Source organism: Primorskyibacter marinus, from assembly GCF_003313245.1.
GTDB lineage: Bacteria > Pseudomonadota > Alphaproteobacteria > Rhodobacterales > Rhodobacteraceae > Primorskyibacter > Primorskyibacter marinus.
This window is the reverse complement of sequence record NZ_QJSD01000002.1, coordinates 438,415-464,067: the sequence shown is the minus strand read 5'-3', so window position 1 is coordinate 464,067 and position 25,653 is coordinate 438,415. Positions and strand designations below refer to the sequence as shown.

Here is a 25,653-nt window from a genome sequence, read left to right as displayed (position 1 = left end):
CCGATTTCATCGGCTGAAAAGCAGAGGTTTCAATAAAAACTCTGCGGATCAATATCCACCGCCAGCCGCATGTCGCCTTTCAGGCGGAACTGCCCCACCCATTGCCGCAAGGCTGTTTGCAGCGGCGTGCCGCGGTCGACCTTGACCAGCAACCGCACCCGGTGACGCCCACGGACCCGCGCGATGGGGGCCGGGGCCGGGCCGAAGATCTGCGCGCCGATACGGCGCAGGGGCGCATCCTGCCGGGCCAATGCATTGCCAAGGTCGAACGCCTCCTGCACATCCGACGAGGACAGGATAATCCCCGCCATCCGCCCGTAAGGCGGCACGCCCGCATGACGACGCTCGCCTGCCTCGGCTTTCCAGAAACCTTCCTCGTCACCCGACAGGATCGCACGGATCACAGGGTGTTCGGGCTGGTAGGTCTGCAATAGGGCCACGCCGGACTTTTCGGCACGCCCGGCCCGCCCCGCAACCTGCCGCATCAGTTGGAAGGTACGTTCCGCCGCCCGCAGGTCCGACCCCTGTAGGCCAAGATCCGCATCAATCACGCCCACAAGCGTCAAAAGCGGAAAATTGTGCCCCTTGGCCACCAATTGAGTGCCGATGATGATGTCGGCAGAGCCTTGGGCGATGCCCTCGATCTCGGCCTTCAGCGCGCGGGCCGACCCGAACATATCCGAGGACAGCGTTGCCACACGCGCGTCCGGAAACAGCTTTACCGCCTCTTCGGTCAGCCGCTCGACACCCGGTCCGACCGCTGCCAACCGCCCCTCTGCCTCGCAGGAGGGGCAGGCCTCCGGCATCGGCTTGGTTTCACCGCATTGATGACAGACAAGCCGTTTCAGAAAGCGGTGCTCGACCATCCGCGCGTCGCAATGATCACAGCCGATCTGATGCCCGCAAGCCCGGCAGATCGTGACAGGCGCATAGCCACGGCGGTTGATGAACAACAGCGCCTGTTCGCCGTTCTCGATCCGCGCATTTACCGCCGATTGCAGCGCGGTGGAAATCCAGCGATCCGAGGGCAGCTTTTCCGCCCGCATGTCCAGGCTGCGCATTTCCGGCATCACGGCAGGTCCGTAGCGCGAGGTCAGTTCCACCTTGTCATACTTGCCCGCATCGGCATTGGCCCAACTTTCCAGCGACGGCGTGGCCGAGGCCAGCACCACCCGCGCCCCGCAAAGCGAGGCCCGAAGCACGGCCATGTCACGGGCGTTATACAGCACACCCTCTTCCTGTTTGTAGGACGTGTCGTGTTCCTCATCGACCACCACCAGCCCCAGATCGCGGAACGGCAGGAACAGGGCAGAGCGCGCGCCAACGACAAGCTGCGCACCGCCCTGCCCGATCATCTTCCAGACCCGGCGCCGTTCGGTCATGGTCACACCAGAATGCCACTCGGCCGGTTGTACGCCGAATCGCGCCTGCACGCGTGTCAGGAACTCCGCCGTCAGCGCGATTTCCGGCAGCAGGACCAGCGCCTGACGCCCCCGGCGCAGACATTCGGCGACGGCCTCCAGATACACTTCGGTCTTGCCGGACCCGGTGACACCTTTCAGCAGGACCGTGCCGTAACGGCCCGACGCCACGCCTGCGCGCAGCGTTTCAGCCGCCGCCGCCTGATCGCCGGTCAGGTCCTTGCTGCCCAGATCCGGATCCAGCCGCGGGAAAGGCAGATCGCGGGGGCTGTTTTCTTCGGCCACGGCCCCGTGCTTGACCAGCCCCTTGACCACGCTGGTCGTGACACCCGCCATCTCTGCCAGTTCCTTGAGCGTGAAGGACAGCCCGCCATAGTCGCGCAACACCTCCAGCACACGGCGGCGCGCATCGGTCATGCGCTCCGGCTCTGCATGGCCCAGCCGGTAGACCTTGCGCATCGACGGCGGATCGCCCAGCCCCGGCGCGCGCGTTGCCAGCCGCAGCATCGCCGACATCGGCGTCAACGTGTAATCCCCGGCTTTTTCCAGAAAAGCGCGCAGCTCGTCGCGCATCGGGGCGGCATCCAGCACGCGGATGACTTGGCGCACCTTGGCGATGTCCCAGTCGCCCCTGCCCGGCCCCCAGACCACACCCAGCACCTTGCGTGGCCCCAGCGGCACCTCGACAAACGCGCCCAATTGGCAGCCGCCTTCGGGCGCACGGTAGTCCAGAACCCGGTCGAGCGGTTGTGCCGTCAGCACGCCGATCAGTGCGCCTTCGTCGAAATACCCAGCCTCCATGACCATCCTTGCTGTTAGCGCTGACCGAAAGGGGTTTTGCTCTGCCCCCTGCTTGGGGTATGACAGGCGCAATCGAAAGCCAAGCCAACCAAGGATGTGCTGCCATGAAATTCTTCGTAGACACCGCCGACACCAAAGCCATCGCCGAGCTGAACGACCTGGGCATGGTTGACGGCGTCACCACCAACCCTTCGCTGATCCTGAAATCCGGGCGTGACATCCACGAAGTCACCAAAGAGATTTGCGACATGGTTTCCGGCCCGGTTTCGGCCGAAGTCATCGCGCTGAAGGCCGATGACATGATCGCCGAAGGCCGTAAACTGGCGGAAATCGCCGACAACATCGCCGTGAAAGTCCCGCTGACATGGGACGGCCTCAAGGCCTGCAAGGTGCTGACCGACGAAGGCAAGATGGTCAACGTCACGCTGTGCTTCTCGGCCAATCAGGCGCTTCTGGCGGCCAAGGCGGGGGCGACATTCATCAGCCCCTTTATCGGCCGTCTGGACGATCTGAACATCGACGGGCTGGACCTGATCTCTGACATCCGCGAGATCTATGACAATTACGGGTTTGAGACCAATATCCTTGCCGCCTCGATCCGGTCGGCCAACCACATGAGCGAATGTGCCAAGATCGGTGCCGATGTGGCGACCGCGCCTCCGGGCGTGATCAAGGCGATGGCCAATCACCTGCTGACCGACAAAGGACTGGACCAGTTCGTCAAGGACGCCAAGGAAGCAGGCATCAAGATCGTCTGATCCGATCAACGGGACTGACCTATCGGCGCCGCGCGGTTTTATCGTCGCGGCGCTTGTTCGTTGTCATTCCGACAAGTGTGACTCAGGCGCGCCGCTTTCGGGCGGACATGGGCCGAAACCAGCGCCCGCAGTTGACAGACAAGCGCATTGCGGGGAAACCAGAGGGACAAGCCGAAAAAATCGGCATCTCGCAGGCTGGTCTTCGCGCCGCTTCGGGACCCCATAAAACAGAGGCCCGCATGAGCAGCAGCCCCCAAAACGACGACTCCCTCCGGGAGACGATTATCTCGCGCCCTGACGTGATCCTTGACGATCAACATGTCATGCAGGCGCTGATCGGTGCGAATGACCGCAGCATGGGCGGCAATATTGTCGATCTGCGCGGCATTGCCATGGAACGGCTGGAGGCGCAGCTTTCCCGGCTGGAGGATACGCACCGGTCAGTGATCGCGGCGGCCTATGACAATCTGGCCAGCACTAATCAGGTGCATCGCGCCATTTTGCGGATGCTGGACCCGACCGGGTTTGAAAGCTTCCTGCGCGATCTTGGCGGGCCGGTGGCCGACATCCTGCAAGTGGACCGGGTCACGCTGGTGCTGGAAACAGCGCAAGAGGAAGAGGACGCGGCGGTCAAACGTCTTGGCGACGTGCTGTCGGTCTGTGCGCCCGGATATATTGACCACTATCTGACCCGCGCACGCGGCGGCACCCCGCGTCAGGTCACATTGCGCGCCATTCAGTCAGGCGATGCACGCATTTACGGAGACGTCGCAGCGTCCATCCGGTCCGAGGCCTGCCTGCGGCTTGATCTCGGAGAGGAGCGCCTGCCCGGCCTGCTGGTCATGGGGGCCACGGACGCGGCCCAATTCACGTCGCAGCAAGGCACGGATCTACTGGCCTTCTTTGCCGGCGTATTCGAACGCGCCATGCGGCGCTGGCTGGCATGACACTGGCCCTGTCCCCCGCCGCGCGTGACGCGTTGGAGGATTGGTTGACCGCGCAGAAATCGCTGCAAGGCGCTGCGGCCAACACGCTGACGGCCTACGCTGCGGATGTGCGCGATTTTCTGGTGTTCCTGACATTTCATCAGGGTGGCCCGCAGGGGCTGGCACCGCTGACGCGAATCAGCATTTCGGAAATGCGCTCCTGGATGGCGGGTTTGCGCGCCGAGGATGTCGGCGCACGGTCGGTGGCGCGCAAACTGTCGGCGGTCAAATCCTTCTACCGCTGGCTGGGCGAGCGCGAAGGCTTTGAGCCCACGGCTGTCCTGTCCACCCGTGCCCCGAAGTTTGAAAAGAAGCTGCCGCGCCCGTTAAGTGTTGATGCGGCGCGCAATCTGATCGCCTCGGTCGAGGCACAGGCGCAAACGCCCTGGGTCGCGGCGCGGGATGTGGCCGTGGTGACACTGCTTTACGGATGCGGGTTGCGGATTTCCGAAGCGCTTGGCCTTACGCCTGCACATTTGCCGATTGGCGATGTGCTGCGGATCATCGGGAAGGGGAACAAAGAGCGTATCGTTCCGGTGATTGGCCCCGCGCGCGACGCGGTAGAGGCATATTTGCGCTTGTGCCCGTTCGACCTGACCGAGGATGCCCCCGTTTTTCGCGGCGTTCGGGGTGGCGCACTGAATCCGCGCAGCATGCAACAGCTTATGGCCGGATTGCGGTTGCAGCTTGGTCTGCCCGCCACGGCCACACCCCACGCGCTGCGCCACAGTTTTGCCACGCATCTTCTGGCCGCAGGCGGTGATCTGCGCGCAATCCAGGAGCTTTTGGGCCATGCGTCGCTGTCCACCACCCAAGCCTATACATCGGTCGATTCTGTGCATCTAATGACCGCCTATAACAAGGCCCACCCCAAGGCGCACTAACGTCCTCTTTCCAACGATCCTGCGGAGTGTGCCCGTTTCTGCGTGCCCGAAATCCATACGCCCCGGTTTCCACCGCCCGGATTCCCGCCTAGGCTGATGTCTATAGCAAACGCCGAGCAGCGAGGTCCATCCGATGAAGCTCTATCACAGTCCGACATCGCCCTATGTCCGCAAGGTCATGGTGGTTCTGTATGAGACCGGACAGCTGGAAGATGTCACGCTGGAAGCCACGTCCGGCACACCTCTTGCGCCGGCAGCCGGGTTTGTGGCGAAAAACCCGCTGACCAAGGTGCCGGCGCTGGAGCGTCCTGATGGTTGCACGCTATATGACAGCCGGGTGATCTGTCGTTTTCTGGATGCCCGCGCCAAGGCCGGGTTGTATCCACAAGGCGCGCGCGGTTGGGAAACCCTGACGCTGGAGGCGACGGGCGACGGCATTACCGATGCCGCGCTGCTGATGACCTATGAGGCACGGCTGCGGCCGGAGGGCCAGCGCATGGATGCGTTTGTCGATGCGCAATGGGCGAAGATCGAAAATGCCTGCGCGGCCTTGAATGCGCGTTGGATCAGTCACCTGTCCGGGCCGCTCGATACCGGTCAAATCGCTGTGGGCTGTGCGCTGGCCTATGTGGATTTCCGTCACGAAGCGCGCGGCTGGCGCAATGGCAATGACGCATTGGCGGCGTGGTATGCGGGTTTTGCCGAGCGCGAGTCGATGCGGGCGACAGCCCCGCCAGCGTAACACGGGCAGCGGACCGAAAGGCACCGCGTCAAGCGCGGCGCGCGTTGTGCCTGAATGCGATCTGTCGCGCGACATCACAAGAGATGCGCATCGCCGCAGCGACGATCAGAATTTCAGCGTCACACCGAAATTGAGCGCATTGGTCTTGATTTCGGTCTCCAGCGACCCGCCGCCCTCAAGATCGGCCTCGTTGTTGGAATAGGTGAACTGATATTCGCCAAACACGGCAAACCGTTCGCTCAGGTCATAGTTGACGCCGGCCAGCAACCGCACCGCCGGACCCGTCACCTGATAGCCGAAAGTTTTTTCGCCGCCCGCCGATTCGACATCCACATGCGGAATGGACAGGCCGATGCCGCCGCCGACATACGGTGTGATATCGCGCCACTGATTCTGCCAGCGACGATAGGCATTCACGGTAATCAGGTTGATCCCGTCGGTGAATTCCATCCGGTTGAAGCCGATTGCTTCTTTCTCAGAATCAGGCGCGTAGACCTTGGCATGGGTGAATTCCAGACCGAATCCCAGCTTCTCATCCCGCCACCAGGTGCCGCGAACACCGTAATAGGGCGGTGCCTCGAAGGAGCGGCCTTCCCAGCCGATAAGCGCATTATAGCTACCGCCATCAGGGTGATCCCCCGATGCGCGGCTATGCGGCGCAGTTTGCCAGCCGGAATAAAGACTGACCTCCATCTCTGCCGAAGCAGGCGCAACGCCCAGGCACAGGGCCGCCACGGCCGAGAGAATCACCAGTTTCATATATGGACCCTGTCCTTCCGAGGGAGATTATCAACCCATTCATATAGGCTGTTTCGCGTCGGCTCAACCGCGACACATCCGCGCTAATCGACTTCCGCCCATTTTGTGTTCTGGACGGCCCTAGTTAGCCCCGTTAAATACGCCCTCGGAAACGCTGCGGCCTTTGGCTGCGGCCAGAACCCGTATTGGCCGCACTCAAGGCCCAACGAATGGAGTTAACCTCGTGTCCCACGCAGAAGATCACGAAGGCACCCGTAGGGATTTCCTCTACTACGCCACGGCGGGCGCCGGAGCGGTTGCCACTGGTGCCGCAGTCTGGCCTATGGTCAATCAGATGAACCCTGCCGCCGACGTGCGCGCGCTGGCCTCGATACAAGTCGATATCAGCGGTGTCGAAGAGGGCACACAATTGACGGTGAAATGGCTGGGCAAACCGGTCTTTTTCCGTCACCGCACTGCCAAAGAGATCGAAGAGGCCCGCGCGGTTGACGTGGACACGCTGATCGACCCGACCGCGCAAAACCCGAACCTGGGCAACGGTGCGCCCGTACCCGCGACCGACCAGAACCGCGCCCTGGACGAGGACGGCAAATGGCTGGTCATGATCGGTGTTTGCACGCATCTGGGCTGTGTGCCGATCGGCAACGGCTCGGGTGAGTTCGACGGCTGGTTCTGCCCGTGCCACGGTTCCCACTACGATAGCGCCGGTCGCATTCGTAAAGGTCCGGCCCCGCAGAACCTCCATGTCCCGGTCGCCGAATTTGTCGACGAAACCACGATCAAACTGGGTTAAGGAGAGATCCATGTCAGGAATTCCTCACGACCATTACGAGCCGCGCACCGGGGCCGAGAAGTGGGTTCACTCACGGCTTCCCATTGTTGGCCTGCTTTATGACACGCTGATGATCCCCACCCCCAAGAACCTGAACTGGATGTGGATCTGGGGCATCGTTCTGACGTTCTGCCTTGTGTTGCAGATCGCCACGGGCATCGTTCTGGCAATGCATTACACACCGCATGTCGATATGGCCTTTGCCTCGGTCGAGCATATCATGCGCGACGTCAATGGCGGCTATATGCTGCGCTACCTGCACGCCAATGGCGCGTCGCTGTTCTTTGTGGCCGTCTATGCGCATATCTTCCGCGGTCTGTATTACGGATCTTATAAATCCCCGCGTGAGATCACATGGATCATCGGCATGCTGATCTACCTGTGCATGATGGGCACGGCGTTCATGGGCTACGTTCTGCCCTGGGGTCAGATGTCTTTCTGGGGTGCGACGGTCATCACCGGCCTGTTTGGCGCGATCCCGTTCATCGGCGAGCCGATCCAGACATGGCTTCTGGGCGGACCGGCGGTGGATAACGCGACGCTGAACCGCTTTTTCTCGCTGCACTATCTGCTGCCCTTCGTGATCGCGGCACTTGTGGCGGTGCATATCTGGGCCTTCCACTCGACCGGCAACAACAACCCCACCGGGGTCGAGGTGCGCCGCGCATCGAAGGCCGAGGCGGAAAAGGACACGGTTCCGTTCTGGCCCTATTTCGTGATGAAGGACCTGTTCGCGCTGGCCGTGATCATGGTGATCTTCTTCGCCATTGTCGGCTTCATGCCGAACTATCTTGGCCACCCGGACAACTACATCGAAGCCAACCCGCTGGTAACGCCTGCGCATATCGTTCCGGAATGGTACTTCCTGCCGTTCTACGCGATCCTGCGTGCGTTCACGTCCGAGGTTTGGGTCGTGCAGATCGCCTCGTTCATCACCGGCGGCCTGATCGACGCGAAATTCTTCGGTGTTCTGGCGATGTTCGGTGCGATTGCCGTCATGGCGCTGGCACCTTGGCTTGACACATCCTCGGTGCGGTCCGGCCGCTACCGGCCGATGTTCAAGTGGTGGTTCGTCCTGCTGGTCATCGACTTCTTCGCGCTGATGTGGCTGGGGGCGATGCCCGCGGAAGAACCCTATGCGTCCTTCTCGCTGATCGCATCGGCCTATTGGTTCGGCTATTTCCTTGTCATCCTGCCGCTGCTTGGCGTGATCGAAAAGCCGCGCGCCCAGCCCGCGACGATCGAGGAAGACTTCAACGCCCACTACGCCAAGCCGTCCGACACGGCACCGGCGGAATGAACAGGGGACTGACAGGCATGTTCAAGAAACTCACCATCGCGGCTGTCACGGTCCTGGGTCTCACCTCCGGCAGCGCCTTTGCTGCCGGCGACGAGGGCCATGTCGAAGACTTCGCCTTCTCGTTCGAGGGGCCCTTCGGCAGCTATGACCAGAACCAGCTCCAGCGTGGCCTCAAGGTCTATACCGAGGTCTGTTCGGCCTGCCACGGGCTGAAATTCGTCCCGCTGCGGACCCTCGGTGACGAGGGTGGACCCGGCTTTTCTGAAGAGCAGGTCCGCGCCTACGCTGCGGCGAACTTCGAAGTTTTCGACCCCGAGCTGGACGATTACCGCCCCGCGGGTCCGGTTGACAAATTCCCAGCCAACACAGCAGCCGGTGCGCCGGACCTGTCGCTGATGGCCAAGGGGCGCGCCGGTTTCCACGGGCCTTATGGCTCTGGTATCAACCAGTTCTTCCGTGGCATCGGCGGCGCAGAATACATCGCGTCGCTGCTTGACGGTTATACCGGCGAGGAAAAGGAAGAAGCGGGCACAATCTTTTACGAAAACACCGCCTTTCCCGGCGGCTGGATTTCGATGGCCCCACCGCTGTCGGACGAGATTGTCGAGTTTGACGACGGCCACGACAACACCGTTCATAACATGTCACAGGACGTCGCGGCCTTTCTGATGTGGACGGCAGAGCCGAAAATGATGGCGCGCAAGGAGGCGGGTTTTGTTGCCGTTCTGTTTCTGACCCTTCTGTCGGTGCTGCTCTATCTCACCAACAAACGCATCTGGGCACCGCTCAAAGGCAAGCACAAGCCCGAAGCCTGACCCCCTCTCCGGAAATGCAAAGTTTGAAAGGCCCTGCTGACGCGGGGCCTTTTTACATTCGGGTGCCGGTAAGGGGTCGCAAACCTGCGCCGTGTACCGCCTGCCATTTTTCGGCTGACCCGGTTGTTTCAGCGTCCCAGATAGGCGCGCAGCGCCTTTGGCGGGTCGGAAAACAGGGCGTCGGTTTCAAACGGTCCCTGCGCCACACCTGCATTGACAAAGACTGTCTGTCCGGCAAAGCGCATCGCGTCCTGTGGATCATGGCTGACCATCAACACAAGCGCGTCGATTTCTGCGGCGACCTGAGCGACGACATCAAGCATCTCGATCTTCAACGCAGGCCCGAGTGCCGCGAAAGGTTCATCCAGCGCCATGATGGGCCGCGCCTGCAACAGCACCCGCGCCAGCGCCACGCGACTGATCTGCCCACCGGACAGACCAGAGGGGCGACGGTTTTCCATCCCTGCCAGCCCGACACGGTCCAACGCTGCGGCAATCGCTGCGTGGTCGGCGCTGCCAAGCCGCCCGTTCGGACGCAGCGCAAGCGCGAGGTTCTGCGTTACAGTGAGGTGCGGAAAAAGGTTATTGTCCTGAAACAGCATCCCCACGGGCCTCTTGCCCGGCGCGTCGCGGGTGATGTCCTGCCCGTCCCAAAGAATACGGCCCGAAAGCGGACTGCGGAAGCCGGCAATCGCATCCAGAAGCGTGGATTTCCCGGCACCCGACGGCCCGATGATGGCAATGGTCGCGCCTGCATTCAGGCTTAGGTCGGCGGTGACGCGGAACGCCCCTGCCCCGATCACCAGATCTTCAAGAACCAGCATTCGCGCGCCCTCCTCGGTCAAAAATCCAGAACAGCCCAAGGCTGAGCGCCAAAAGCAGGACCGCCGCCGCCGCTGCCTGCTCCATCCGGTAGGCGCCCATCAGACGGTAGATCTGCAAGGGCAGCGTTGCGCGGTCCGGATCGGCAAACAGCGCAATCACGCCCAGATCCCCCATCGAAAGCGCCGCGCACAGGCCCGCAGAGAACCCCAATGGGCGGCGCATCCGGGGCAGATAGACCCAGCGCAGCCACGCGAAAGGTCTTAAACCCAGCGCGCCGCCAAGGCGACCGAAATCCTGCTGCAACGCCTCTGCCTCGGGGCGCAGGATGCGCAGGACGAAGGGCAACGACAGCAACGCATTGACCACGGCTGTCACCGGCAGGGCCAGCGAGAACGGGTTGACGAATGCGCGCAGGATCAGGAACAACCCGGTGCCCAGCACCAGCGGGGACAGCGCGATGCCCGCAAGGCCCAGCAACTCTCCGCGACGTGTGGCCAGCGGGATGGCCCAGAGAATGCACAAGGCCGTGGACCCCAGCGCCACCGCCAGCGAATGCGCCGCCGCCGTCCATACCGGGCCGGGCAGGCTGAACACGCCCAACGCGCCGCGCGCAGCCACCAATCCCAGCGGCGTCAGCAGGAACAGCGCCACCAGCGCCAGCCACAGCGCATCCAGCAGCCGTAAACCGACGCCGCCCGCATCCCAGCGTGGCACGACCCGGTCCAGCCCTTCGGCCCCCAGCCCGGCACCTGACAGCCGCAGCGCAACCAGTCCGGCGACAAGTGCCAGCCCAAGCTGCACCAGCGCAAGCGAGGCCGCATGGGCGAGGTCGAAATCGAACCGCACCGCCTGATAGATCGCAAGTTCCAGCGTCGTCGCGCGCGGTCCCCCGCCCAGTGTCAGCGCCACGGCAAAGCTCGACAGGCAAATGACGAAGATCACCGCGAAGGCACCGGGCAGAATCGAGGCCAGCATCGGCCGCTCAAGCACGCGAAAGACATCGCGCGAGGAGAATCCAAGCGTCGCTGCCAGTCGGAAGCGCTCGCCGGGGATCGCCAGCCACCCTTGCAGGATCAGCCGCGTCGCCAGCGGCAGGTTGAAGAAGACATGCGCCAGAACCACGCCATGAAGTCCATAGATCGAGACTTCGGGCAGCCCAAACGCCTCAAGCACACGGTTCAACACCCCCGCCCGTCCGAACACGGCCAGCAAGCCAAGAATGGCCACGATCACCGGCAGGATGAACGGGGCGCCCAGCAAAGCGATCAGCACGCCGCGACCGGGAAAGGCGCGCCGTGCCAGCGCCCGCGCGACAGGAATCGCGAAAGCCACGCTTAGCGCCGCCGACAGCAGCGCCTGCATCAGCGTAAAACGCAACGCGGCCCAATCGGCGGGCTCCAGCCCCGTCAATACGCCTGCGCGCCACGCCACCGCCGCCACTGGCCCGAGCGTCAGCCCGGCAACCAGTGTCCCGGCGATCAGCGCGACAGGGCGCGTCGCCATTCCTCGACCGCTTCTTTCTGCACTGTGGCGGCCTCCGCCTCGTCAAAGAACAACGTCTTTTCCGGCAGCGGCAACGTGTCAAACCCTTCGGGCCATTCGGACCGTGGCAGGGCGGCGGGCAGCGACCAGTTGCCGGTGGCGATCATGCGCTGGAACTCTGCGCTCAGCACATATTCCATGAACTGATCGGCCAGCTCCGGCTGCTGTGTCGCGGCGATCTTGCCGACCAGCTCGACCATGAAATAGTGGCCTTCGGGAAAGATCGCGGCGGCCTTGGTGTCGTCACCTTCAGCGATGATGTGATAGGCGGGCGAGGTCGTGTAGCTGAGCACCATGTCTGCCTCGCCATCGGTGAACAGGCCGTAGCTTTCCGACCAGCCCTTCGTGACGGTCAGGATCTTCGGCGCAAGCTGCGCCCACACGCTTTCCGCCTCGTCGCCGTAGATCGCCTTGACCCATAGCACCATCGCAAGACCAGAGATCGAGCTGCGCGGATCCTGAATCACGATCTTCAGGTCATCCGGCGCGGAAAGAAGCGCCTCGAAACTCTCGGGCGGGTTTTGCACGCGCGTCTTGTCATAGACAAAGGCCGTCTGGCTGTAGTTGAACGGCAGGAAGGTCGCATCCGTCCACTCGACCGGCAATGTCAAAGGCGACAGGTCTTGCCCGTGGGGCCCGAACAGACCACTCTCGCGCGCCTTGGCGGTCACGTCAGTGTTCAGCCCGATCACCACATCGGCGCGGGTCTGGTCGCCTTCCAGCATGATGCGTGGCAGCAGATCGCCGGGCTTGTATTGCAGGTCACAGCCGCAGCGCGCCTCGAAGCCTTTCTCGATCGAGGGGCCAGGACCCCATTCGGATGTGAAGTAATCCGGGGCATAGACCGTCAGCACGGGCGCCTGTGCGCCGGCCGTGCTGGCAATCATCATTCCCGCAGCAAATGTCAGGGCCTTTTTCATCGGCATCCTCCTTATTGCGGCAGATGGGCAAGATAAGGAGCGTGTGTCCGATACCTTCCCTCCGCCGGTGTTAACCGGGTCAGGTTCAACGGGTTCGCAACATGCATCTCAGCCCTTGCAGGCACCCCGAGGCTCAACGATTGGTAAGGCTCCGATGCCCCGGTTTCAAGCGAAATCCCTTGAGGGTCCGGCGGCTCTGGCCTAACACCATCGCCCAAAGGAGCCGTCCCATGAGCATGAATTCGTTTGGCCATCTTTTCCGCGTGACCACCTGGGGCGAAAGCCACGGACCGGCACTTGGCACCACCGTGGATGGTTGCCCACCGGGGGTAAAGGTGAATGAGGCGATGCTTCAACACTGGCTGGACAAGCGCAAGCCGGGGCAGAACAAATTCACCACCCAGCGGCAGGAACCCGATCAGGTGCGCATCCTGTCCGGCGTGTTCGAGGGGACGACCACAGGCACACCGATCCAACTGATGATCGAGAACACCGATCAGCGCAGCAAGGATTACGGCGACATCGTCGAGAAATTCCGCCCCGGACATGCGGACATTACCTATTGGCAGAAATACGGCATCCGCGACTATCGCGGCGGCGGGCGGTCCTCGGCGCGCGAAACGGCGGCGCGGGTGGCGGCAGGCGGCATTGCGCGTGCCGCTATCGACGCGCTTGCGCCCGGCGTGAAGATCACCGGCTACATGGTGCAGATCGGTCCGCATGAAATCACTGGCCCGCGCGATATGTCCCAGATCGACCAGAACCCGTTCTGGGTGCCATCGGCAGAGACGGCCGAAACATGGGCTGACTACCTGAACGGGTTGCGCAAATCCGGCAATTCCGTGGGTGCGATGGTCGAGGTCGTGGCGCAGGGCGTGCCCGCCGGGCTGGGCGCGCCGGTCTATGCCAAGCTGGATACCGATCTGGCCGCCGCAATGATGAGCATCAATGCGGTCAAAGGCGTGGAGATCGGCGAAGGCATGGCGGCGGCGATGCTGACCGGCGAAGAAAATGCCGACGAGATCTTCATGGGCAATGACGGCAAGCCGGTTTATTCCTCGAACCACGCCGGCGGTATCCTTGGCGGCATCTCCACCGGGCAGGATGTCGTGGTGCGTTTTGCAGTCAAGCCGACATCCTCCATCCTGAAGACCCGCCAGACGATCACTAAATCCGGTGACGCTGCCGAGATCATCACCAAGGGCCGCCATGATCCCTGCGTGGGCATCCGCGCCGTACCGGTGGGCGAGGCGATGATGGCCTGCGTGATCCTGGATCACATCCTGCTGCACCGGGGCCAGATCGGCGGCGAGGTCGGTGAGACGCGCGGCAAGATCGGACCTGCGCTTGGCTGACATCTTTGCGATCACCTTCCCGATCTTTGCGTTGGTGGCACTGGGCTATGGCTGCGTCAGGGCGGGGGTTTTCAAACCGTCGGACATGCGGGTTCTGGGTCAGTATGTCCTGATGATCGCCCTGCCCGCGCTGCTGTTCAATGCCGTGGCGACGCGCAAGATCGCCGAGGTGATCGTGCCGTCATACATCGCGGTTTTCGCGCTTGGCGGGCTGACGACGATTGCAATTGCCTACACGATCGCAACGCTGCAAGGCACCGGACCTGCCCGCCGTGCCATTGCCGTGATGGGCTCTGCCTGCCCCAACTCCGCCTATATCGGCTTTCCGATGATGATGCTGGTCTTTCCGGATCTCGCGGGACTGATCCTGGCGATGAACCTGGTGGTTGAGAATTTCGTGCTGGTCCCGATCAGTTTTGCCCTGCTGGAGCTGTCACGACCACGCCAGGGCATGTCGCTGTGGTCAAGCGGCTGGCAGACATTGCAATCGGTTCTGAGACGACCGCTGGTCATCGGGCTTCTGGCGGGTATGGTTGTCTCGGTTCTGGGGATTTCCATTCCCGCCGCCCTTAGCCGCGTCTTGGAGATGACGGCAGCCTCTACCAGTGCCATCGCGCTTTTCGTCATTGGGGGAACATTGGCCGGATTGCCGATTGTGGGCAATCGTCTGCTTGCCGGTCAGATCGTCCTTGGCAAGCTGGTCCTCCATCCGGCGATGACGGCACTATGCGTGCTGGCCGTTCCTTTGCTCGGCCTACCTGCCCTGTCATCGGATCTGGCCACGGCGGTGGTGATTTCCGCCGCCGTACCGATGATCGGCATCTACACGATCATTGCGCAGGATTATGGCCATGAAGGGTTGGCCTCGCTCGCGTTGCTGGCGGCGACTGTTGGCGCGTTTTTGACGTTGAACGGGCTTTTGATCTTGCTGACGTGACGCGCCCTATGGCTTGCCGGGATGCTGCTTGGCGATCTGAACGGCCAGAATACCGGCCGCGATGATCGCCACCCCCAGAACGTCCAGCGGGCCGATTGCCTCTCCCAGCAGCACGGCGGCGGTGGCGACACCAAAGAACGGATTGAGGAAATGGAATGTCGCGGCCTTCACAGCGCCGATATGGTTGACCAGCGAGAACCAGACCACAGTTGCCAACAAACCCGGCACCAGCGTGGTGTAGATGAAGGCAAGGATCAGCGGCGTTGTCATCTCGACAGTCATCGGCCATTCCAGCAGCGCCGAAGCCACCGCCAGCACGATGGCCCCCACGAACATCTGCAATCCGACGATCATCATCACGTTGCCACCAGAGGATGCGCCGCGCACCGACAACGTGGCAATGGTCAGGGCCGCCGCCCCGATGACACAAAGCGCGATGCCCCAAAGGTCGCCACCCGCTTGCAGACGCGCGCCCATGATCAGCGCCACACCCAGCATCCCTGCGATCAACCCGGCAACCGCAAGCCAACGCAGCCGGTCCCGGAAGATGATCCAGCCCGCCAAGGCCACCATCAGCGGCATGCTTGACGCAATGATCGAGGCCAGCGATGCCTCCACCGTTTGCATCGCCACGAAATTCAGCCCCAGATACAGCGCGTTCTGGCAAACGCCGAAGATGATCGTCGCGCGCCATTGGTTGCGGCTAAGACGAAAGCTCTGCCCCATGGCTTTTGCGATCAGCACCCCAATCACACCTGACACGAAAAAACGCAGCGACAAAGACGCGAGCGGCGGGGCGTATTCCACGATGATCCGTGCCGATGTGAAGGCCGACGACCACATGAACACAAAGGCCAGACCCATCAGAATCGCGCGCAGATCCATGTTCAGCCCCATGACGTGAAAACGAAAAAAGACCCCGCCAGACCGGCGGGGTCAAGTCGAGTGCCTTGTGTTAAACACAGGCACCGGCGGTGTTCAATTCTAATGAGGGCGTTCGACCATCTCGGCCCGGACCTGTTGGCGCAGCACATCGATCGACACGATCTTGCCTTCGCGACGGAAGTGCCAATAAGTCCAGCCGTTGCAGCTTGGCGCGCCTTCCAGATGGGCCCCGACCTGATGGATCGATCCCTTGACGTCATCGCCGATCAGCGTGCCATCGGCGCGCACCTTGGCGATCTTGCCGGATGGCGAGGTCAACGTCTCGCCGGGGCGCAGCATCCCACGCTCGACCAATTGGCCGAAGGGAACGCGCGGCTCGGCGCGTTTCGACGTGCTGACCTGAAGGGCCTCGCGGTCGTATTTGCGCACCGAAGCGATGCGGCGGGTGGCAACCTCGCGGTAGGCCTCTTCCCGCTCGATCCCGATCCAGTCGCGGCCCAGCATCTTGGCGACGGCACCCGTCGTTCCCGTGCCGAAAAACGGGTCCAGCACCACATCGCCCGGATTGGTCGACCCGACCAGAACCCGGTGCAGCAGACCTTCGGGTTTTTGCGTCGGGTGCGCCTTGTCGCCATTGGAATCCTTCAACCGTTCGCCGCCATTGCAAATCGGCAGCACCCAGTCGGATCGCATCTGGATGCCTTCGTTCAGCGCCTTCAGCGCCTCGTAGTTGAACGTGTATTTGGCACCTTCGGATTTCGACGCCCAGATCATCGTTTCATGCGCGTTGGTGAAACGTTTGCCGCGGAAATTCGGCATCGGGTTGGACTTGCGCCAAACCACGTCGTTCAGGATCCAGTAGCCCTCGTCCTGAAGGGTAGCCCCCACGCGGAAAATGTTGTGATACGATCCGATCACCCAGATCGCGCCATCCGGTTTCAGCAAACGCCGCGCCGCCTTCAGCCACGCTTTGGTGAACGCATCATAGACCGCAAAGGACGAAAACTGGTCCCAATGGTCATCAACCGCGTCGACACGGGAATTGTCAGGCCGGTGCAGATCGCCCTTCAGCTGAAGGTTGTAGGGCGGATCGGCAAAAATCAGATCCACGGATGCCTCCGGAAGACTGTTCATCGCCTCGATGCAGTCCCCGGCCAGAATCGTATTGAGAGGGAGCGCCGAAGCGCCCTTTTTCTTTGTCATGGTGCTCATCTCTGCCTCTGTCCCCGGCGCTTTTTACGCTCGTTGGTTGGCTATGAAGATGAGTCAAAGCTGATTCGTGGTCAATTTCTTTTTTGAATCAGTCACTTATCATTTCATCTTGATACAAGATATTGTGTACTGGTTTAAACGAACGTCTATGGTGTGGGGTGACACCAATATTTTCCAATGCCGATTTGTGACATTTTGACGGATATCCCATATTCGTCTCCCAACCATAGCCGGGATAGTGTTGCGCCAAATCCCACATGATCCGGTCGCGACAGGTTTTCGCCACGATCGAGGCCGCCGCAATGCTGACGGAACGCGCATCGCCACGCACCACAGTTTGTGCCGAAATACTCACCCCACGCGGAACCATGTTGCCATCGATCAGGACATGATCGGGGGCAACCGCCAGGCCCAGAATGGCGCGCTCCATTGCAAGATGGCTTGCGCGCAGGATGTTGAGCGCGTCAATTTCTTCCACCGTGGCATGGGCGATGGAAACCTGCGCGACCTCCGCCAGCTCTGCGGCAAGCTCTGCACGACGTTTTGCCGACAGTTTCTTGGAATCGTTCAGCCCTTGCGGGATGCGCGCGGGATCGAGAATGACGGCCGCCGCCGTCACCGGCCCGGCAAGGGGACCGCGCCCGACCTCGTCCACGCCAGCAATCAGCCGCGCACCGCGTTTCAGCGCGTCGGTCTCAAGGGAATAATCGGGGGATAGAAGTGATTTTGTCATGGCTTGTTGAACCCCACGGAGCCGTTTTTGCCAAGCGGAAAACGGAAGAAGGGGCCAGAGCCTGTCCCCTTCCCCTTGGAACGCGGCGCTGGGGTGCGGCCGCGCACCTGCTCGACGCCGCCCTATTCCGAGCGGTGCCAAACTTGGCGACCCGCCGTGGTGTAGCCGTGCGCACGCAGGCAATTCCCGCTATAGGCCTGACGTTCACCCCGGAACCAACGCACATCCCGCAAGCATTCGCCGGGCAGACGTCTTGCGCTTTGATAGCTGCGGTCAAGGCACCGTGCACCGAACAGGGTTTCATGGCCGTTACGGGTGCGGGCAGTCACCCGACAGTGTTGCGGCAGCGGTGTGGGCCGGGTGCCATAATACGGGCGGCCATGGTCATGGCGATCATAGCGGTGGTGTTTCCGCGACGTGTGTTTCTGCGGTTTGTAACGATCACGATCTTTGCGGTCCTTGTGCGATTTGCTCTTCTTGTCGTCCTTGTCATTATCGCGGCTGCTCTGGATCGCTTTGCCGATAATGAAGATTGTGGCGGCACCTGCGAGAATGCGGGCTATATCTTCCTCGCTGGCCGCCCGTGCCGGTTTGGAGGCAAAGGCCGTAACGGCCAAAGTGGCGGCCAAAATGGTAGAAATGAATTTGCGTGACATGAACGGGGGTCCTTGTGGTTGGATCGTGCGAGTCCTTGAGTCCAATCTGGCGTGGCCTGCATGGCTCCGCTTGTGAACTCACCCTCGCCCCGTGGTCGAAAGTCAGGCAATAGCGCCCTCTTGCTATCGGATAACACCTTGCTTTTGCCGCTTGGTTATTGAATTGCCGCCGGTGTTTGCGCAAAGTTCATTGCATGACATATACGCGCCCTCTTCACGCATTGATCCTGACGCTGCTGCTGGCCCTGCCCGCCGTCGCGCAGGCCGACTGCTACGCCGATTACAAGGCCAAACGCGACGCGCCCCTGCGCCTGCACTACGGTGTGGCCCGGATTACAGGGGCTTGTTCGCAATCTGCCGCCCAAGCCCAACTGACACCGCGTCTTGCCGCTGATGGCTGGACGCTTTTGACGATCCTGTCCGTATTTGACGATGTCGGGCTTGCCGAAAGGAGAGACAGTGCCGGACAGTATTACCTCCGCTACTGACGCGCGGCGGTCTGGCACCCGCATCGTTACCGGCGGTATTGCTGCTATCGTCATCCTGCTGCTTGGCGCGGCGGTCTGGCTGTTTGCGTCCCTGCCAGATGCGGGCGCGTTCAATGAACGGGTGGAACAACTGTTCGTTGCCAATGACGACCTGACCGCGCAGGCAGAGATCAAACTGCTGGAAATCCTCGCGCAATCCGGCACCTCCTTTGCAGAAACGCTTGCCAGTTACCGCATGGTGATCTTCGTGTTGCTGATTTTCGCCACGGCCCTGCTTGTGGCCGCGCTGGTATTTCTGGTGATGTTGGTCACGCTGAACCGTCGCATGGCGCAGATCGAACGGTCAGGCATACAGGTGTCGTCGCTTCTTATCAGCCGCGAGGAAAAGACCGTTTACCTCAACAATATGGGATTCAAACTGACCGAGGCGGCGATGGAAACGCTGAGCGTGCTGGCAGAGGCGCGGATGGATGACGATGTGATGACCGGAGCAGAGATAGAGGCGGTGATCTCGGGCCGTGATGCCGCAGATTGCGAGGAAGCCGCCGGTGCCACAAGGATAAAACGGTTGCGCGACGGGCTGGGCAACCAACTGGTCAGCGAGCTGCTGGTCAAGAACATCGCCCGCCGCGGCTATATGCTGACGATCGACAAAGCGGTGATCAAGGTGGTCTGACGCGGGCCGGGCCGCGCTGCGGCCAGCGGTTTCGCAGCCCTCGTTTTCGCAAAAGCATGCGGCGGCCCACACGACGCAGAGCCAACCCGGCTTAACGCGATATTAATTCCGGATGCGCCAGAATTGGATCATGCGTGTTCTGCTTGCCCTGTTCGTTCTGCTGAGTGCCTGCAACATGGCCGGTCCCGGCTTTCGCGGTGCCCCGACCACGCGGGCAGAGGCCGGGGGCAGCCATTTTCTACTGCGCTATAGCGACGGGATGGTAGAGGTCACACGCACCTCTCGCGCCTTTCTTCCACGCTTTCCGGTGATCGCATCCCACGCGGCAGAGGCGATCCTGATACATACCGGCTGCGAAAGCCGTTGGTTCGTGGGCGACCCCGCCATGATGATCGCGGGCCTGTCCTGCAACGGTGGGCGTGCCCCGCCAAAACCACGCAAGCGGCGAAGCTATGTCTGCGATGTGACGGGCGGGTATCTTTCCAGGCGGCGCGGCGTATCAGAGTTGGAACTGGAATGCCGCCGCAGTTGACGGCGGTCAGGCCAGCTGTTTTTCCATGAAAATGCTCGCCGAAGTGTCCGCATAGTCGCCGAAAGGTTCACATAGATCAAATCCTTGCCGGGCATATAGCCGATGCGCTTCGTGCAACAGATCGCCGGTTTCCAGCCGCAGCAACGGATAGCCGCTTTCGCGGGCGATCTCTTCAAGACGGTTGATCAGACCGGCGGCTATGCCACGCCCACGGGCTTCTGGCAGGGTGAACAGGGACTTGATCTCGCCATAGCCGTCCATACGTCTCATCGCGACACAGCCCAGGATGCGCTCGTCTTCTTCAGCGACCAGAAAGACGACGCTTTCTGCACACAGAGCCTCGACTGACAGATAGTAATTCTCTTCGGCTGTAAACAAATCTTGCATAAGCCGCTGACTGCTTTCCAGCAACGCGGTTGCCTGGGGTTCATGCGGTGATCCGACTCTGATCCTGAAGGGCATTATCCTACACTCAACAAGTTATTGGATTTGAAGATAAAAAATTTCACCCGTCAAGATGTGCTGTTATTTCAAGAAATCTATATCTTGTGGACAAAATGAAAAATGACGCCATATGCAGCGCGCAACACTTGACTCACCCCCGGCTCAACCGTCACTCTCGATCGACACGAGGGAATCACGGAACCCGTTGTCTTGCGCTTTTCAAAACTCAGACTCACCGGCTTCAAAAGCTTTGTCGACCCCACCGACCTGATCATCGCCGATGGGCTGACAGGGGTTGTGGGGCCGAACGGCTGTGGCAAATCCAACCTGCTTGAAGCACTGCGCTGGGTCATGGGCGAAAATCGTCCGACTGCCATGCGCGGTGGTGGAATGGAGGATGTGATCTTTGCCGGTGCCGCGACACGTCCGGCGCGCAACTTTGCCGAAGTTTCCCTGAGCATCGACAATTCCGACAGGCTGGCACCCGCCGGGTTCAACGACAGCGACATGCTGGAAATCGTGCGTCGGATCACCCGCGATGTCGGGTCCGCCTACAAGACCAACAGCAAGGACGTGCGCGCACGCGATATTCAAATGCTGTTTGCCGATGCGTCGACCGGGTCGCACTCGCCCGCGCTGGTCCGGCAGGGTCAGATCAGCGAATTGATCAACGCCAAGCCAAAGGCGCGCCGCCGCATTCTGGAAGAAGCCGCAGGGATTTCGGGGCTGTATGCGCGCCGCCACGAGGCCGAACTGAAGCTGAAGAATACCGAAACCAATCTGACCCGCGTCGATGACGTGGTCGAACAGCTTGCCACGCATTTGGCACAGTTGGAGCGACAGGCCAAACAGGCCGCACGGTACCGGACCATCGGCGAAGATCTGCGCCGCGCCGAGGGCTTATTGCTGTACCGTCGCTGGAAAGAGGCGGATACCGCCCGCGCCGAGGCGGAGACCGTTCTGCGCGACCGCACCAGCACGGCGGCGCAATCGGAAACTGCGGCGCGTCAGGCCGCGAAGATCCGCGCAGAACGCGATACCCAGCTGCCCGCTCTGCGCGAGGAAGCGGCGATCGCCGCGGCTGTCCTGCAACGGCTGGAGGTCCAGCGCGACACGCTTGCCGATCAGGAAAAGCGGGCTTTGGATGCCATCGAAACCCTGAAACGAAGCATCACCCAGATGATGATGGACATGGAGCGCGAGACCGGCCTGAACCACGACGCGGGCGAAACCATCGCGCAACTGGAATGGGAAGCCCGCGAACTGGACAAGGCCGGAGACGGCCATGACACGCGACTGGAGGAAGCCTCTGCCGCCTCGCATGAAGCGGCAGAAATCCTGCAAGCCCGCGAATCCGATCTGTCGCAGCGCACCGAAGACGTGGCCCGCCTGGCGGCGCGGCATCATTCCGCCATGCGTTTGCTGGAAGACAGCCGCAAGACGCTGGACAAGAACGAGGGCGAGGCGACGCGTGCGCGTGACGCCATGACCGCCGCCAAAGAAGCCATGGAAGCCGCGAACGAAACGATGGAACGCGCCGCCCATGCCGAAGACCTTGCCCGCGAAAACGCCGAGCGTGCAGAGACTGCGCTGACCCTCGCCGAAGAGGCCCGTTCCGAGACGCAATCACGAGAGGCGGATGCCCGCGCCGAACGGTCCGAGGCAGAGGGCGAGGCAAACGCGTTGCGCGCCGAGGTCACAGCTTTGACGCGTCTGCTGGAACGTGACACGGCCGAAGGCGGCCAAGTGCTTGACCGGTTGCAGGTTGAGCAAGGGTTTGAAAAGGCGCTTGGCGCGGCGCTTGCCGACGATCTGCGTGCGCCCGAGGTTGACGCCGATGGCCCGTCGGGCTGGGCGACCCTGCCGGACTATGATGCGCGACAGACCCTGCCCGAAGGTGTGACGCCATTAACCAACCACGTCTCGGTGCCCGAGGTTCTGCAACGCAGAATGGCGCAAATCGGGCTGGTGGGTGACGGCGACGGCCAGCGCCTGCAAAAGCTGCTGAAGCCCGGCCAGCGCCTTGTCAGCCTTGAAGGCGACCTTTGGCGTTGGGACGGCTTCCGCGCTTGGGCGGCAGATGCACCCTCGGCGGCGGCTTTGCGTTTGGAGCAGCTGAACCGGCTTGAGGCACTGAAACAGGAAAACGCCCATGCCGAGGCCCGCGTTGACGGGGCACGCGCAGCCCATGAAACGCTGACTGCCCGCATGGCAGAACTGTCCACCGCCGACCAAGAGGCCCGCAAGGCGCGGCGCGAGGCTGACGCGCAGGTCAATGAGGCCAGCCGCGCCCTGAGCCGCGCCGAAGCGGATCGCGATCTGTCGCAGGGCAAGGTGGAAAGCCTCGCCATGGCGGTGACCCGCTACGAAGAAGAGGCGATTGCTGCGCGCAAGCAATTGACCGAGGCCGAACGCGGCGCACAGGGTCTGGAAGATCTGGAAAGCGCCCGCGCCGAGGTCGAAGATATCAAGATGACGGTCGAGGCCGCACGCATGACCATGATGGCGCGACGCTCTGCCCATGATGAAATACGCCGTGAGGGCGAGGCCCGGCGTGCGCGCAGCCAACAGGTCACGAAGGATCTGAGCGGCTGGCGGCACCGGCTGGAGACCGCCAAGACGCGCAGTCAGGAATTGCTGGACCGTAAGCAAGCCGCCGAAGAGAAGCTGCAAGAGGCCAGCGCGGCACCCGAAGAAATCGCCATAAAGCGCGACGAGTTGACGCAAGCGATTTCCGAGGCGGAGGCGCGCCGGGCGAATGCGTCCGTTGCGCTCAGTACGGCCGAAGGTGCCTTGCGCGAAGCCGAAACCGCCGAACGCGATGCCGAGCGCGCTGCGTCAGAAGCCCGCGAATCCAGAGCCCGCGCAGACGCCCGCGCCGAGGCCGCGCGCGAAACCGTCACTGCCGCCGCGGACCGCATAGAGGACGAGCAGGAAACCACGCCGCAAAAGCTACTGGACCGGCTGGATGCCAATCCCGAAAAAATGGCGGATTCAGACAGTATAGAAGCGGATGTGAACCGTTTGAAACGCCAGCGCGATGCGCTGGGGGCGGTGAATCTCCGCGCTGAAGAGGACGCCCGCGAAGTCCGCGAAGAACATGACACGCTGGTCAACGAAAAGGCTGATCTGGAAGAAGCCGTGCGAACCTTGCGCAACGGCATTGCCAGCCTGAACCGCGAAGGGCGTGAACGCCTGCTGACCGCTTTCGAGCAGGTCAACAGCAACTTCCGGCTGCTCTTTACCCACCTGTTCAACGGTGGCGAGGCCAATCTGGTGATGGTTGAATCGGATGATCCACTGGATGCCGGGCTGGAGATCATGTGCCAACCGCCGGGCAAGAAACTGTCGACGCTTTCGCTTTTGTCAGGCGGCGAACAGACCTTGACCGCTATGGCACTGATCTTTGCGGTATTCCTGGCGAACCCCGCGCCGATCTGTGTGCTGGATGAGGTAGACGCGCCGCTGGACGATGCCAACGTCACCCGGTTCTGCGATTTGCTGGACGAGATGTGCCGCCAGACCGATACGCGTTTTCTGATCATCACCCACCACGCCGTCACGATGAGCCGCATGGACAGGTTGTTCGGTGTAACCATGCAGGAACAGGGCGTCAGCCAGCTGGTGTCGGTCGATCTGAAGCGGGCAACAACACTGGTCGCGTGACAAAAAAGGGCCCCGGAGTTTCCTCCGGGGCCGGCACTCTTGAAACGGGATACTGATTATCTGCGTAAGCGATTTACTTCTCGTAGTCTTGCATGCCTTCCAGCTCTTCCTTGGTCGCTGAAACATAGACACGCAGATCATCACCGCCATCTTCCTGTTGCAGGTTCAGTTGGTCGAACGGCATCGAGACGTGCTTTTCGCCAATCCCAAGGAAACCGCCTACGTCAAGGATCACGTTGCTGATCTTGCCATCTTCCGAAACGATCACTTCCGAGATCTCGCCGACCCGTTCGTCGCGGCCGTCATAGACTGCTGCACCGTCAATCTGTTCGGCGGTCATCGTCGTCGCATCGACGGCCATGTAGCCTTCGGGCGAGTAGGTCATGCCGTCGACGATCTCGCCATCTGTTTCAGCGGCCATCTCGGTGTCTGTCTCAACAGCCATCTCGTTGGCTTCCTGCTCCATCTCTTGACCGGCGGCCTCGGCCGATTCGGCAACCTCGTCACCAGCTTCGGCAACTTCATCGCCCGCCTCGTTCAACGCGGCACCTGTGGCCACGACCGCACCTTCAGCATTTTCTCCAGCTTCAGTTGCTGCGCCTTCAACGGCAGCGGCCGTTTTTTCTGTCGTTTTTTCAGCCATATCGCTCGGATTCTCACTGGAACGCTCGGCCGAATTCCACGCACCAATTAGGTCGGTGTCGAATTCTGGCGCATTCTCCAGTGTTTCACGGTTACTGGTCACCACGACAAAGAAGTCACCAGCCGCGTCGGTGTCAGAAACGAGTTTCAGATCCGACAGGTTAACCGCAACGGTGCGCTCACCAATGCCCAGGAAACCACCAATGTCGAGAAGCACGGCTTCCATATCGCCGGATCTGGACAGGATCACGTCGTTGATCTCACCGATGCGTTCCCAGTTGTCTCCAGCATCGACCATGCCCTCATCACCGACTTCTTCTTCGGTGGAATAGACGCTCATACCGATCAGGCGCGAGGCGCGCAGATCAGCCGTAGTTTCCATGGCAGAACTGTCGACGAACGGGCCACTCATGCTGTGTTGTTCGGCAAAGGCGGGGAATGTCCCGGCCATCACGATGGCTGTTGTAGCGAGAAGAGTTTTCATGTTTCATGTCCTCCAGATTCATTTCGTCCTGAGCAGGATGTGTTTGCTGCCCGGCTATGGAGGATGAACACGGTTGGCGGCGGGAATGTTCCTCGGCGGTTTGCCAAAAAGTTTGCATCAGCGGGGCTTGAAGTGGGGCACCACCCGACTATTGCGAAGCGACGACCAAGCATTATTCGCACGCTGTTCGAAGCTGATTTTCGTTTTATTGGCAACACCGAGGCGACGATAAATCCCTGAAAAATCATCTGTTTTTAGATTTAATATCAATATGTTAACCACATCTTGACAGGCAGTCACCAGTCAATCGCTTCTGGGGCGCACAACATTTCCGCCTCGTTCTCGCTGTTTCATTAAT

Annotated in this window: 25 protein-coding genes and 1 riboswitch; of the genes, 14 read left to right on the top strand and 11 right to left on the bottom strand. The window is 61.4% G+C overall.

Annotated features, from left to right (window positions below):
• Window positions 1-29: 29 nt before the first annotated feature.
• Complete coding sequence (locus DMZ65_RS06115) at window positions 30-2,222, bottom strand: primosomal protein N' (RefSeq protein ID WP_116598153.1); 2,193 nt, start codon at window positions 2,220-2,222, stop codon at window positions 30-32.
• Window positions 2,223-2,326: 104 nt separating this feature from the next.
• Here DMZ65_RS06115 and fsa point away from each other — a divergent pair, with 104 nt between their 5' ends.
• From fsa to DMZ65_RS06095, 4 genes are all read left to right on the top strand, one after another.
• Window positions 2,327-2,980: a fructose-6-phosphate aldolase gene (gene fsa / locus DMZ65_RS06110; protein ID WP_116598152.1), complete on the top strand. Its 654-nt coding sequence runs from the start codon at window positions 2,327-2,329 to the stop codon at window positions 2,978-2,980.
• 239 nt (window positions 2,981-3,219) lie between these two features.
• Window positions 3,220-3,927, top strand: a complete 708-nt coding sequence (locus DMZ65_RS06105) for a DUF484 family protein (RefSeq protein ID WP_116598151.1) — start codon at window positions 3,220-3,222, stop codon at window positions 3,925-3,927.
• On the top strand, window positions 3,924-4,850 hold the full coding sequence (locus DMZ65_RS06100; RefSeq protein WP_116598002.1) for a tyrosine recombinase XerC: 927 nt from the start codon (window positions 3,924-3,926) through the stop codon (window positions 4,848-4,850). The genes DMZ65_RS06105 and DMZ65_RS06100 overlap by 4 nt, the downstream gene beginning before the upstream one ends.
• A gap of 133 nt (window positions 4,851-4,983) precedes the next feature.
• A complete protein-coding gene (locus DMZ65_RS06095) occupies window positions 4,984-5,592 on the top strand; it encodes a glutathione S-transferase (RefSeq protein WP_116598001.1) in 609 nt (202 codons plus the stop codon).
• A 105-nt stretch (window positions 5,593-5,697) separates the two neighbouring features.
• Here the strand turns inward: DMZ65_RS06095 and DMZ65_RS06090 are convergent, their stop codons facing one another.
• Window positions 5,698-6,351 carry an outer membrane protein gene (locus DMZ65_RS06090; protein WP_116598000.1) on the bottom strand — a complete coding sequence of 218 codons (654 nt, stop codon included), beginning with the start codon at window positions 6,349-6,351 and terminating at the stop codon, window positions 5,698-5,700.
• Window positions 6,352-6,574: 223 nt separating this feature from the next.
• On the opposite strand from DMZ65_RS06090, the gene petA reads away from it, so the two are divergent.
• The 3 genes from petA to DMZ65_RS06075 are packed head-to-tail and all read left to right on the top strand — an operon-like array spanning window position 6,575 to window position 9,298.
• Window positions 6,575-7,144: a ubiquinol-cytochrome c reductase iron-sulfur subunit gene (petA, locus tag DMZ65_RS06085; RefSeq protein WP_116597999.1), complete on the top strand. Its 570-nt coding sequence runs from the start codon at window positions 6,575-6,577 to the stop codon at window positions 7,142-7,144.
• A 10-nt stretch (window positions 7,145-7,154) separates the two neighbouring features.
• The gene (gene petB / locus DMZ65_RS06080; protein ID WP_116597998.1) at window positions 7,155-8,483 is read left to right on the top strand and encodes a cytochrome b; all 1,329 of its coding nucleotides are present in this window, start codon (window positions 7,155-7,157) and stop codon (window positions 8,481-8,483) included.
• Between the two features lie 17 nt (window positions 8,484-8,500).
• Window positions 8,501-9,298, top strand: a complete 798-nt coding sequence (locus tag DMZ65_RS06075; protein ID WP_116597997.1) for a cytochrome c1 — start codon at window positions 8,501-8,503, stop codon at window positions 9,296-9,298.
• A gap of 128 nt (window positions 9,299-9,426) precedes the next feature.
• Here the strand turns inward: DMZ65_RS06075 and DMZ65_RS06070 are convergent, their stop codons facing one another.
• From DMZ65_RS06070 to thiB, 3 genes are read right to left on the bottom strand one after another with little or no spacing between them, the layout of a single operon-like run.
• On the bottom strand, window positions 9,427-10,122 hold the full coding sequence (locus tag DMZ65_RS06070) for a thiamine ABC transporter ATP-binding protein (protein WP_116597996.1): 696 nt from the start codon (window positions 10,120-10,122) through the stop codon (window positions 9,427-9,429).
• Entirely contained in the window at window positions 10,109-11,626 is a 1,518-nt protein-coding gene (locus tag DMZ65_RS06065) for a thiamine/thiamine pyrophosphate ABC transporter permease ThiP (protein WP_116597995.1), read from the bottom strand. Before DMZ65_RS06065 ends, DMZ65_RS06070 begins: the two co-directional genes overlap by 14 nt.
• A complete protein-coding gene (gene thiB, locus DMZ65_RS06060; RefSeq protein ID WP_116598150.1) occupies window positions 11,602-12,585 on the bottom strand; it encodes a thiamine ABC transporter substrate binding subunit in 984 nt (327 codons plus the stop codon). The genes DMZ65_RS06065 and thiB overlap by 25 nt, the downstream gene beginning before the upstream one ends.
• Window positions 12,586-12,624: 39 nt before the next feature.
• Window positions 12,625-12,724: riboswitch (TPP riboswitch) on the bottom strand.
• A gap of 91 nt (window positions 12,725-12,815) precedes the next feature.
• Between thiB and aroC the strand changes: the two genes are divergently transcribed.
• Together aroC and DMZ65_RS06050 are read left to right on the top strand one after the other, a co-directional pair.
• The gene (aroC, locus tag DMZ65_RS06055; RefSeq protein WP_116597994.1) at window positions 12,816-13,940 is read left to right on the top strand and encodes a chorismate synthase; all 1,125 of its coding nucleotides are present in this window, start codon (window positions 12,816-12,818) and stop codon (window positions 13,938-13,940) included.
• A complete protein-coding gene (locus tag DMZ65_RS06050) occupies window positions 13,933-14,877 on the top strand; it encodes an AEC family transporter (RefSeq protein ID WP_116597993.1) in 945 nt (314 codons plus the stop codon). Before aroC ends, DMZ65_RS06050 begins: the two co-directional genes overlap by 8 nt.
• A gap of 6 nt (window positions 14,878-14,883) precedes the next feature.
• Here DMZ65_RS06050 and DMZ65_RS06045 read toward each other — a convergent pair whose 3' ends face one another.
• The 4 genes from DMZ65_RS06045 to DMZ65_RS06030 form a co-directional block, all read right to left on the bottom strand.
• Window positions 14,884-15,762, bottom strand: coding sequence for a DMT family transporter (locus tag DMZ65_RS06045; RefSeq protein WP_116598149.1), 879 nt, complete (start codon window positions 15,760-15,762; stop codon window positions 14,884-14,886).
• Window positions 15,763-15,861: 99 nt separating this feature from the next.
• Window positions 15,862-16,974: a site-specific DNA-methyltransferase gene (locus DMZ65_RS06040; protein ID WP_116597992.1), complete on the bottom strand. Its 1,113-nt coding sequence runs from the start codon at window positions 16,972-16,974 to the stop codon at window positions 15,862-15,864.
• An 88-nt stretch (window positions 16,975-17,062) separates the two neighbouring features.
• Entirely contained in the window at window positions 17,063-17,707 is a 645-nt protein-coding gene (gene rnhB, locus DMZ65_RS06035) for a ribonuclease HII (RefSeq protein WP_116597991.1), read from the bottom strand.
• 122 nt (window positions 17,708-17,829) lie between these two features.
• The gene (locus DMZ65_RS06030; RefSeq protein ID WP_157960572.1) at window positions 17,830-18,363 is read right to left on the bottom strand and encodes a hypothetical protein; all 534 of its coding nucleotides are present in this window, start codon (window positions 18,361-18,363) and stop codon (window positions 17,830-17,832) included.
• A 194-nt stretch (window positions 18,364-18,557) separates the two neighbouring features.
• Between DMZ65_RS06030 and DMZ65_RS06025 the strand changes: the two genes are divergently transcribed.
• The 3 genes from DMZ65_RS06025 to DMZ65_RS06015 all read left to right on the top strand — a co-directional run bounded on the left by DMZ65_RS06025 (window position 18,558) and on the right by DMZ65_RS06015 (window position 20,059).
• Window positions 18,558-18,851 carry a hypothetical protein gene (locus DMZ65_RS06025; RefSeq protein WP_116597989.1) on the top strand — a complete coding sequence of 98 codons (294 nt, stop codon included), beginning with the start codon at window positions 18,558-18,560 and terminating at the stop codon, window positions 18,849-18,851.
• Window positions 18,823-19,527 (top strand): winged helix-turn-helix domain-containing protein, encoded by a 705-nt coding sequence (locus DMZ65_RS06020; protein WP_232824899.1) that lies wholly within the window; start codon window positions 18,823-18,825, stop codon window positions 19,525-19,527. The genes DMZ65_RS06025 and DMZ65_RS06020 overlap by 29 nt, the downstream gene beginning before the upstream one ends.
• A gap of 112 nt (window positions 19,528-19,639) precedes the next feature.
• Entirely contained in the window at window positions 19,640-20,059 is a 420-nt protein-coding gene (locus DMZ65_RS06015) for a hypothetical protein (RefSeq protein WP_116597987.1), read from the top strand.
• A gap of 6 nt (window positions 20,060-20,065) precedes the next feature.
• Here the strand turns inward: DMZ65_RS06015 and DMZ65_RS06010 are convergent, their stop codons facing one another.
• On the bottom strand, window positions 20,066-20,446 hold the full coding sequence (locus tag DMZ65_RS06010) for a GNAT family N-acetyltransferase (protein ID WP_232824898.1): 381 nt from the start codon (window positions 20,444-20,446) through the stop codon (window positions 20,066-20,068).
• Between the two features lie 267 nt (window positions 20,447-20,713).
• On the opposite strand from DMZ65_RS06010, the gene smc reads away from it, so the two are divergent.
• On the top strand, window positions 20,714-24,169 hold the full coding sequence (gene smc, locus DMZ65_RS06005) for a chromosome segregation protein SMC (protein WP_116597985.1): 3,456 nt from the start codon (window positions 20,714-20,716) through the stop codon (window positions 24,167-24,169).
• Window positions 24,170-24,242: 73 nt separating this feature from the next.
• On the opposite strand, the gene DMZ65_RS06000 is transcribed toward smc, so the two are convergent.
• A complete protein-coding gene (locus DMZ65_RS06000) occupies window positions 24,243-25,262 on the bottom strand; it encodes a PRC-barrel domain-containing protein (RefSeq protein ID WP_232824912.1) in 1,020 nt (339 codons plus the stop codon).
• Window positions 25,263-25,358: 96 nt separating this feature from the next.
• On the opposite strand from DMZ65_RS06000, the gene DMZ65_RS19425 reads away from it, so the two are divergent.
• On the top strand, window positions 25,359-25,535 hold the full coding sequence (locus tag DMZ65_RS19425; protein ID WP_157960571.1) for a hypothetical protein: 177 nt from the start codon (window positions 25,359-25,361) through the stop codon (window positions 25,533-25,535).
• Window positions 25,536-25,653 lie beyond the last annotated feature (118 nt).

Excerpts from the sequence above, each read along its gene's own strand:
- DMZ65_RS06105 (WP_116598151.1), top strand. The coding sequence starts at position 3,220 with ATGAGCAGCAGCCCCCAAAACGACGACTCCCTCCGGGAGACGATTATC.
- DMZ65_RS06075 (WP_116597997.1), top strand. The coding sequence starts at position 8,501 with ATGTTCAAGAAACTCACCATCGCGGCTGTCACGGTCCTGGGTCTCACC.
- DMZ65_RS06040 (WP_116597992.1), bottom strand. The coding sequence starts at position 16,974 with ATGAGCACCATGACAAAGAAAAAGGGCGCTTCGGCGCTCCCTCTCAAT.
- DMZ65_RS06010 (WP_232824898.1), bottom strand. The coding sequence starts at position 20,446 with ATGCAAGATTTGTTTACAGCCGAAGAGAATTACTATCTGTCAGTCGAG.
- petB (WP_116597998.1), top strand. The coding sequence starts at position 7,155 with ATGTCAGGAATTCCTCACGACCATTACGAGCCGCGCACCGGGGCCGAG.
- thiB (WP_116598150.1), bottom strand. The coding sequence starts at position 12,585 with ATGAAAAAGGCCCTGACATTTGCTGCGGGAATGATGATTGCCAGCACG.
- DMZ65_RS06025 (WP_116597989.1), top strand. The coding sequence starts at position 18,558 with ATGACATATACGCGCCCTCTTCACGCATTGATCCTGACGCTGCTGCTG.
- DMZ65_RS06045 (WP_116598149.1), bottom strand. The coding sequence starts at position 15,762 with ATGGATCTGCGCGCGATTCTGATGGGTCTGGCCTTTGTGTTCATGTGG.
- DMZ65_RS06100 (WP_116598002.1), top strand. The coding sequence starts at position 3,924 with ATGACACTGGCCCTGTCCCCCGCCGCGCGTGACGCGTTGGAGGATTGG.
- DMZ65_RS06015 (WP_116597987.1), top strand. The coding sequence starts at position 19,640 with ATGCGCCAGAATTGGATCATGCGTGTTCTGCTTGCCCTGTTCGTTCTG.
- DMZ65_RS06115 (WP_116598153.1), bottom strand. The coding sequence starts at position 2,222 with ATGGAGGCTGGGTATTTCGACGAAGGCGCACTGATCGGCGTGCTGACG.
- rnhB (WP_116597991.1), bottom strand. The coding sequence starts at position 17,707 with ATGACAAAATCACTTCTATCCCCCGATTATTCCCTTGAGACCGACGCG.
- DMZ65_RS06095 (WP_116598001.1), top strand. The coding sequence starts at position 4,984 with ATGAAGCTCTATCACAGTCCGACATCGCCCTATGTCCGCAAGGTCATG.
- DMZ65_RS19425 (WP_157960571.1), top strand. The coding sequence starts at position 25,359 with ATGAACACGGTTGGCGGCGGGAATGTTCCTCGGCGGTTTGCCAAAAAG.
- DMZ65_RS06070 (WP_116597996.1), bottom strand. The coding sequence starts at position 10,122 with ATGCTGGTTCTTGAAGATCTGGTGATCGGGGCAGGGGCGTTCCGCGTC.
- DMZ65_RS06090 (WP_116598000.1), bottom strand. The coding sequence starts at position 6,351 with ATGAAACTGGTGATTCTCTCGGCCGTGGCGGCCCTGTGCCTGGGCGTT.
- DMZ65_RS06065 (WP_116597995.1), bottom strand. The coding sequence starts at position 11,626 with ATGGCGACGCGCCCTGTCGCGCTGATCGCCGGGACACTGGTTGCCGGG.
- fsa (WP_116598152.1), top strand. The coding sequence starts at position 2,327 with ATGAAATTCTTCGTAGACACCGCCGACACCAAAGCCATCGCCGAGCTG.
- aroC (WP_116597994.1), top strand. The coding sequence starts at position 12,816 with ATGAGCATGAATTCGTTTGGCCATCTTTTCCGCGTGACCACCTGGGGC.
- DMZ65_RS06000 (WP_232824912.1), bottom strand. The coding sequence starts at position 25,262 with ATGGCCGGGACATTCCCCGCCTTTGCCGAACAACACAGCATGAGTGGC.
- DMZ65_RS06030 (WP_157960572.1), bottom strand. The coding sequence starts at position 18,363 with ATGTCACGCAAATTCATTTCTACCATTTTGGCCGCCACTTTGGCCGTT.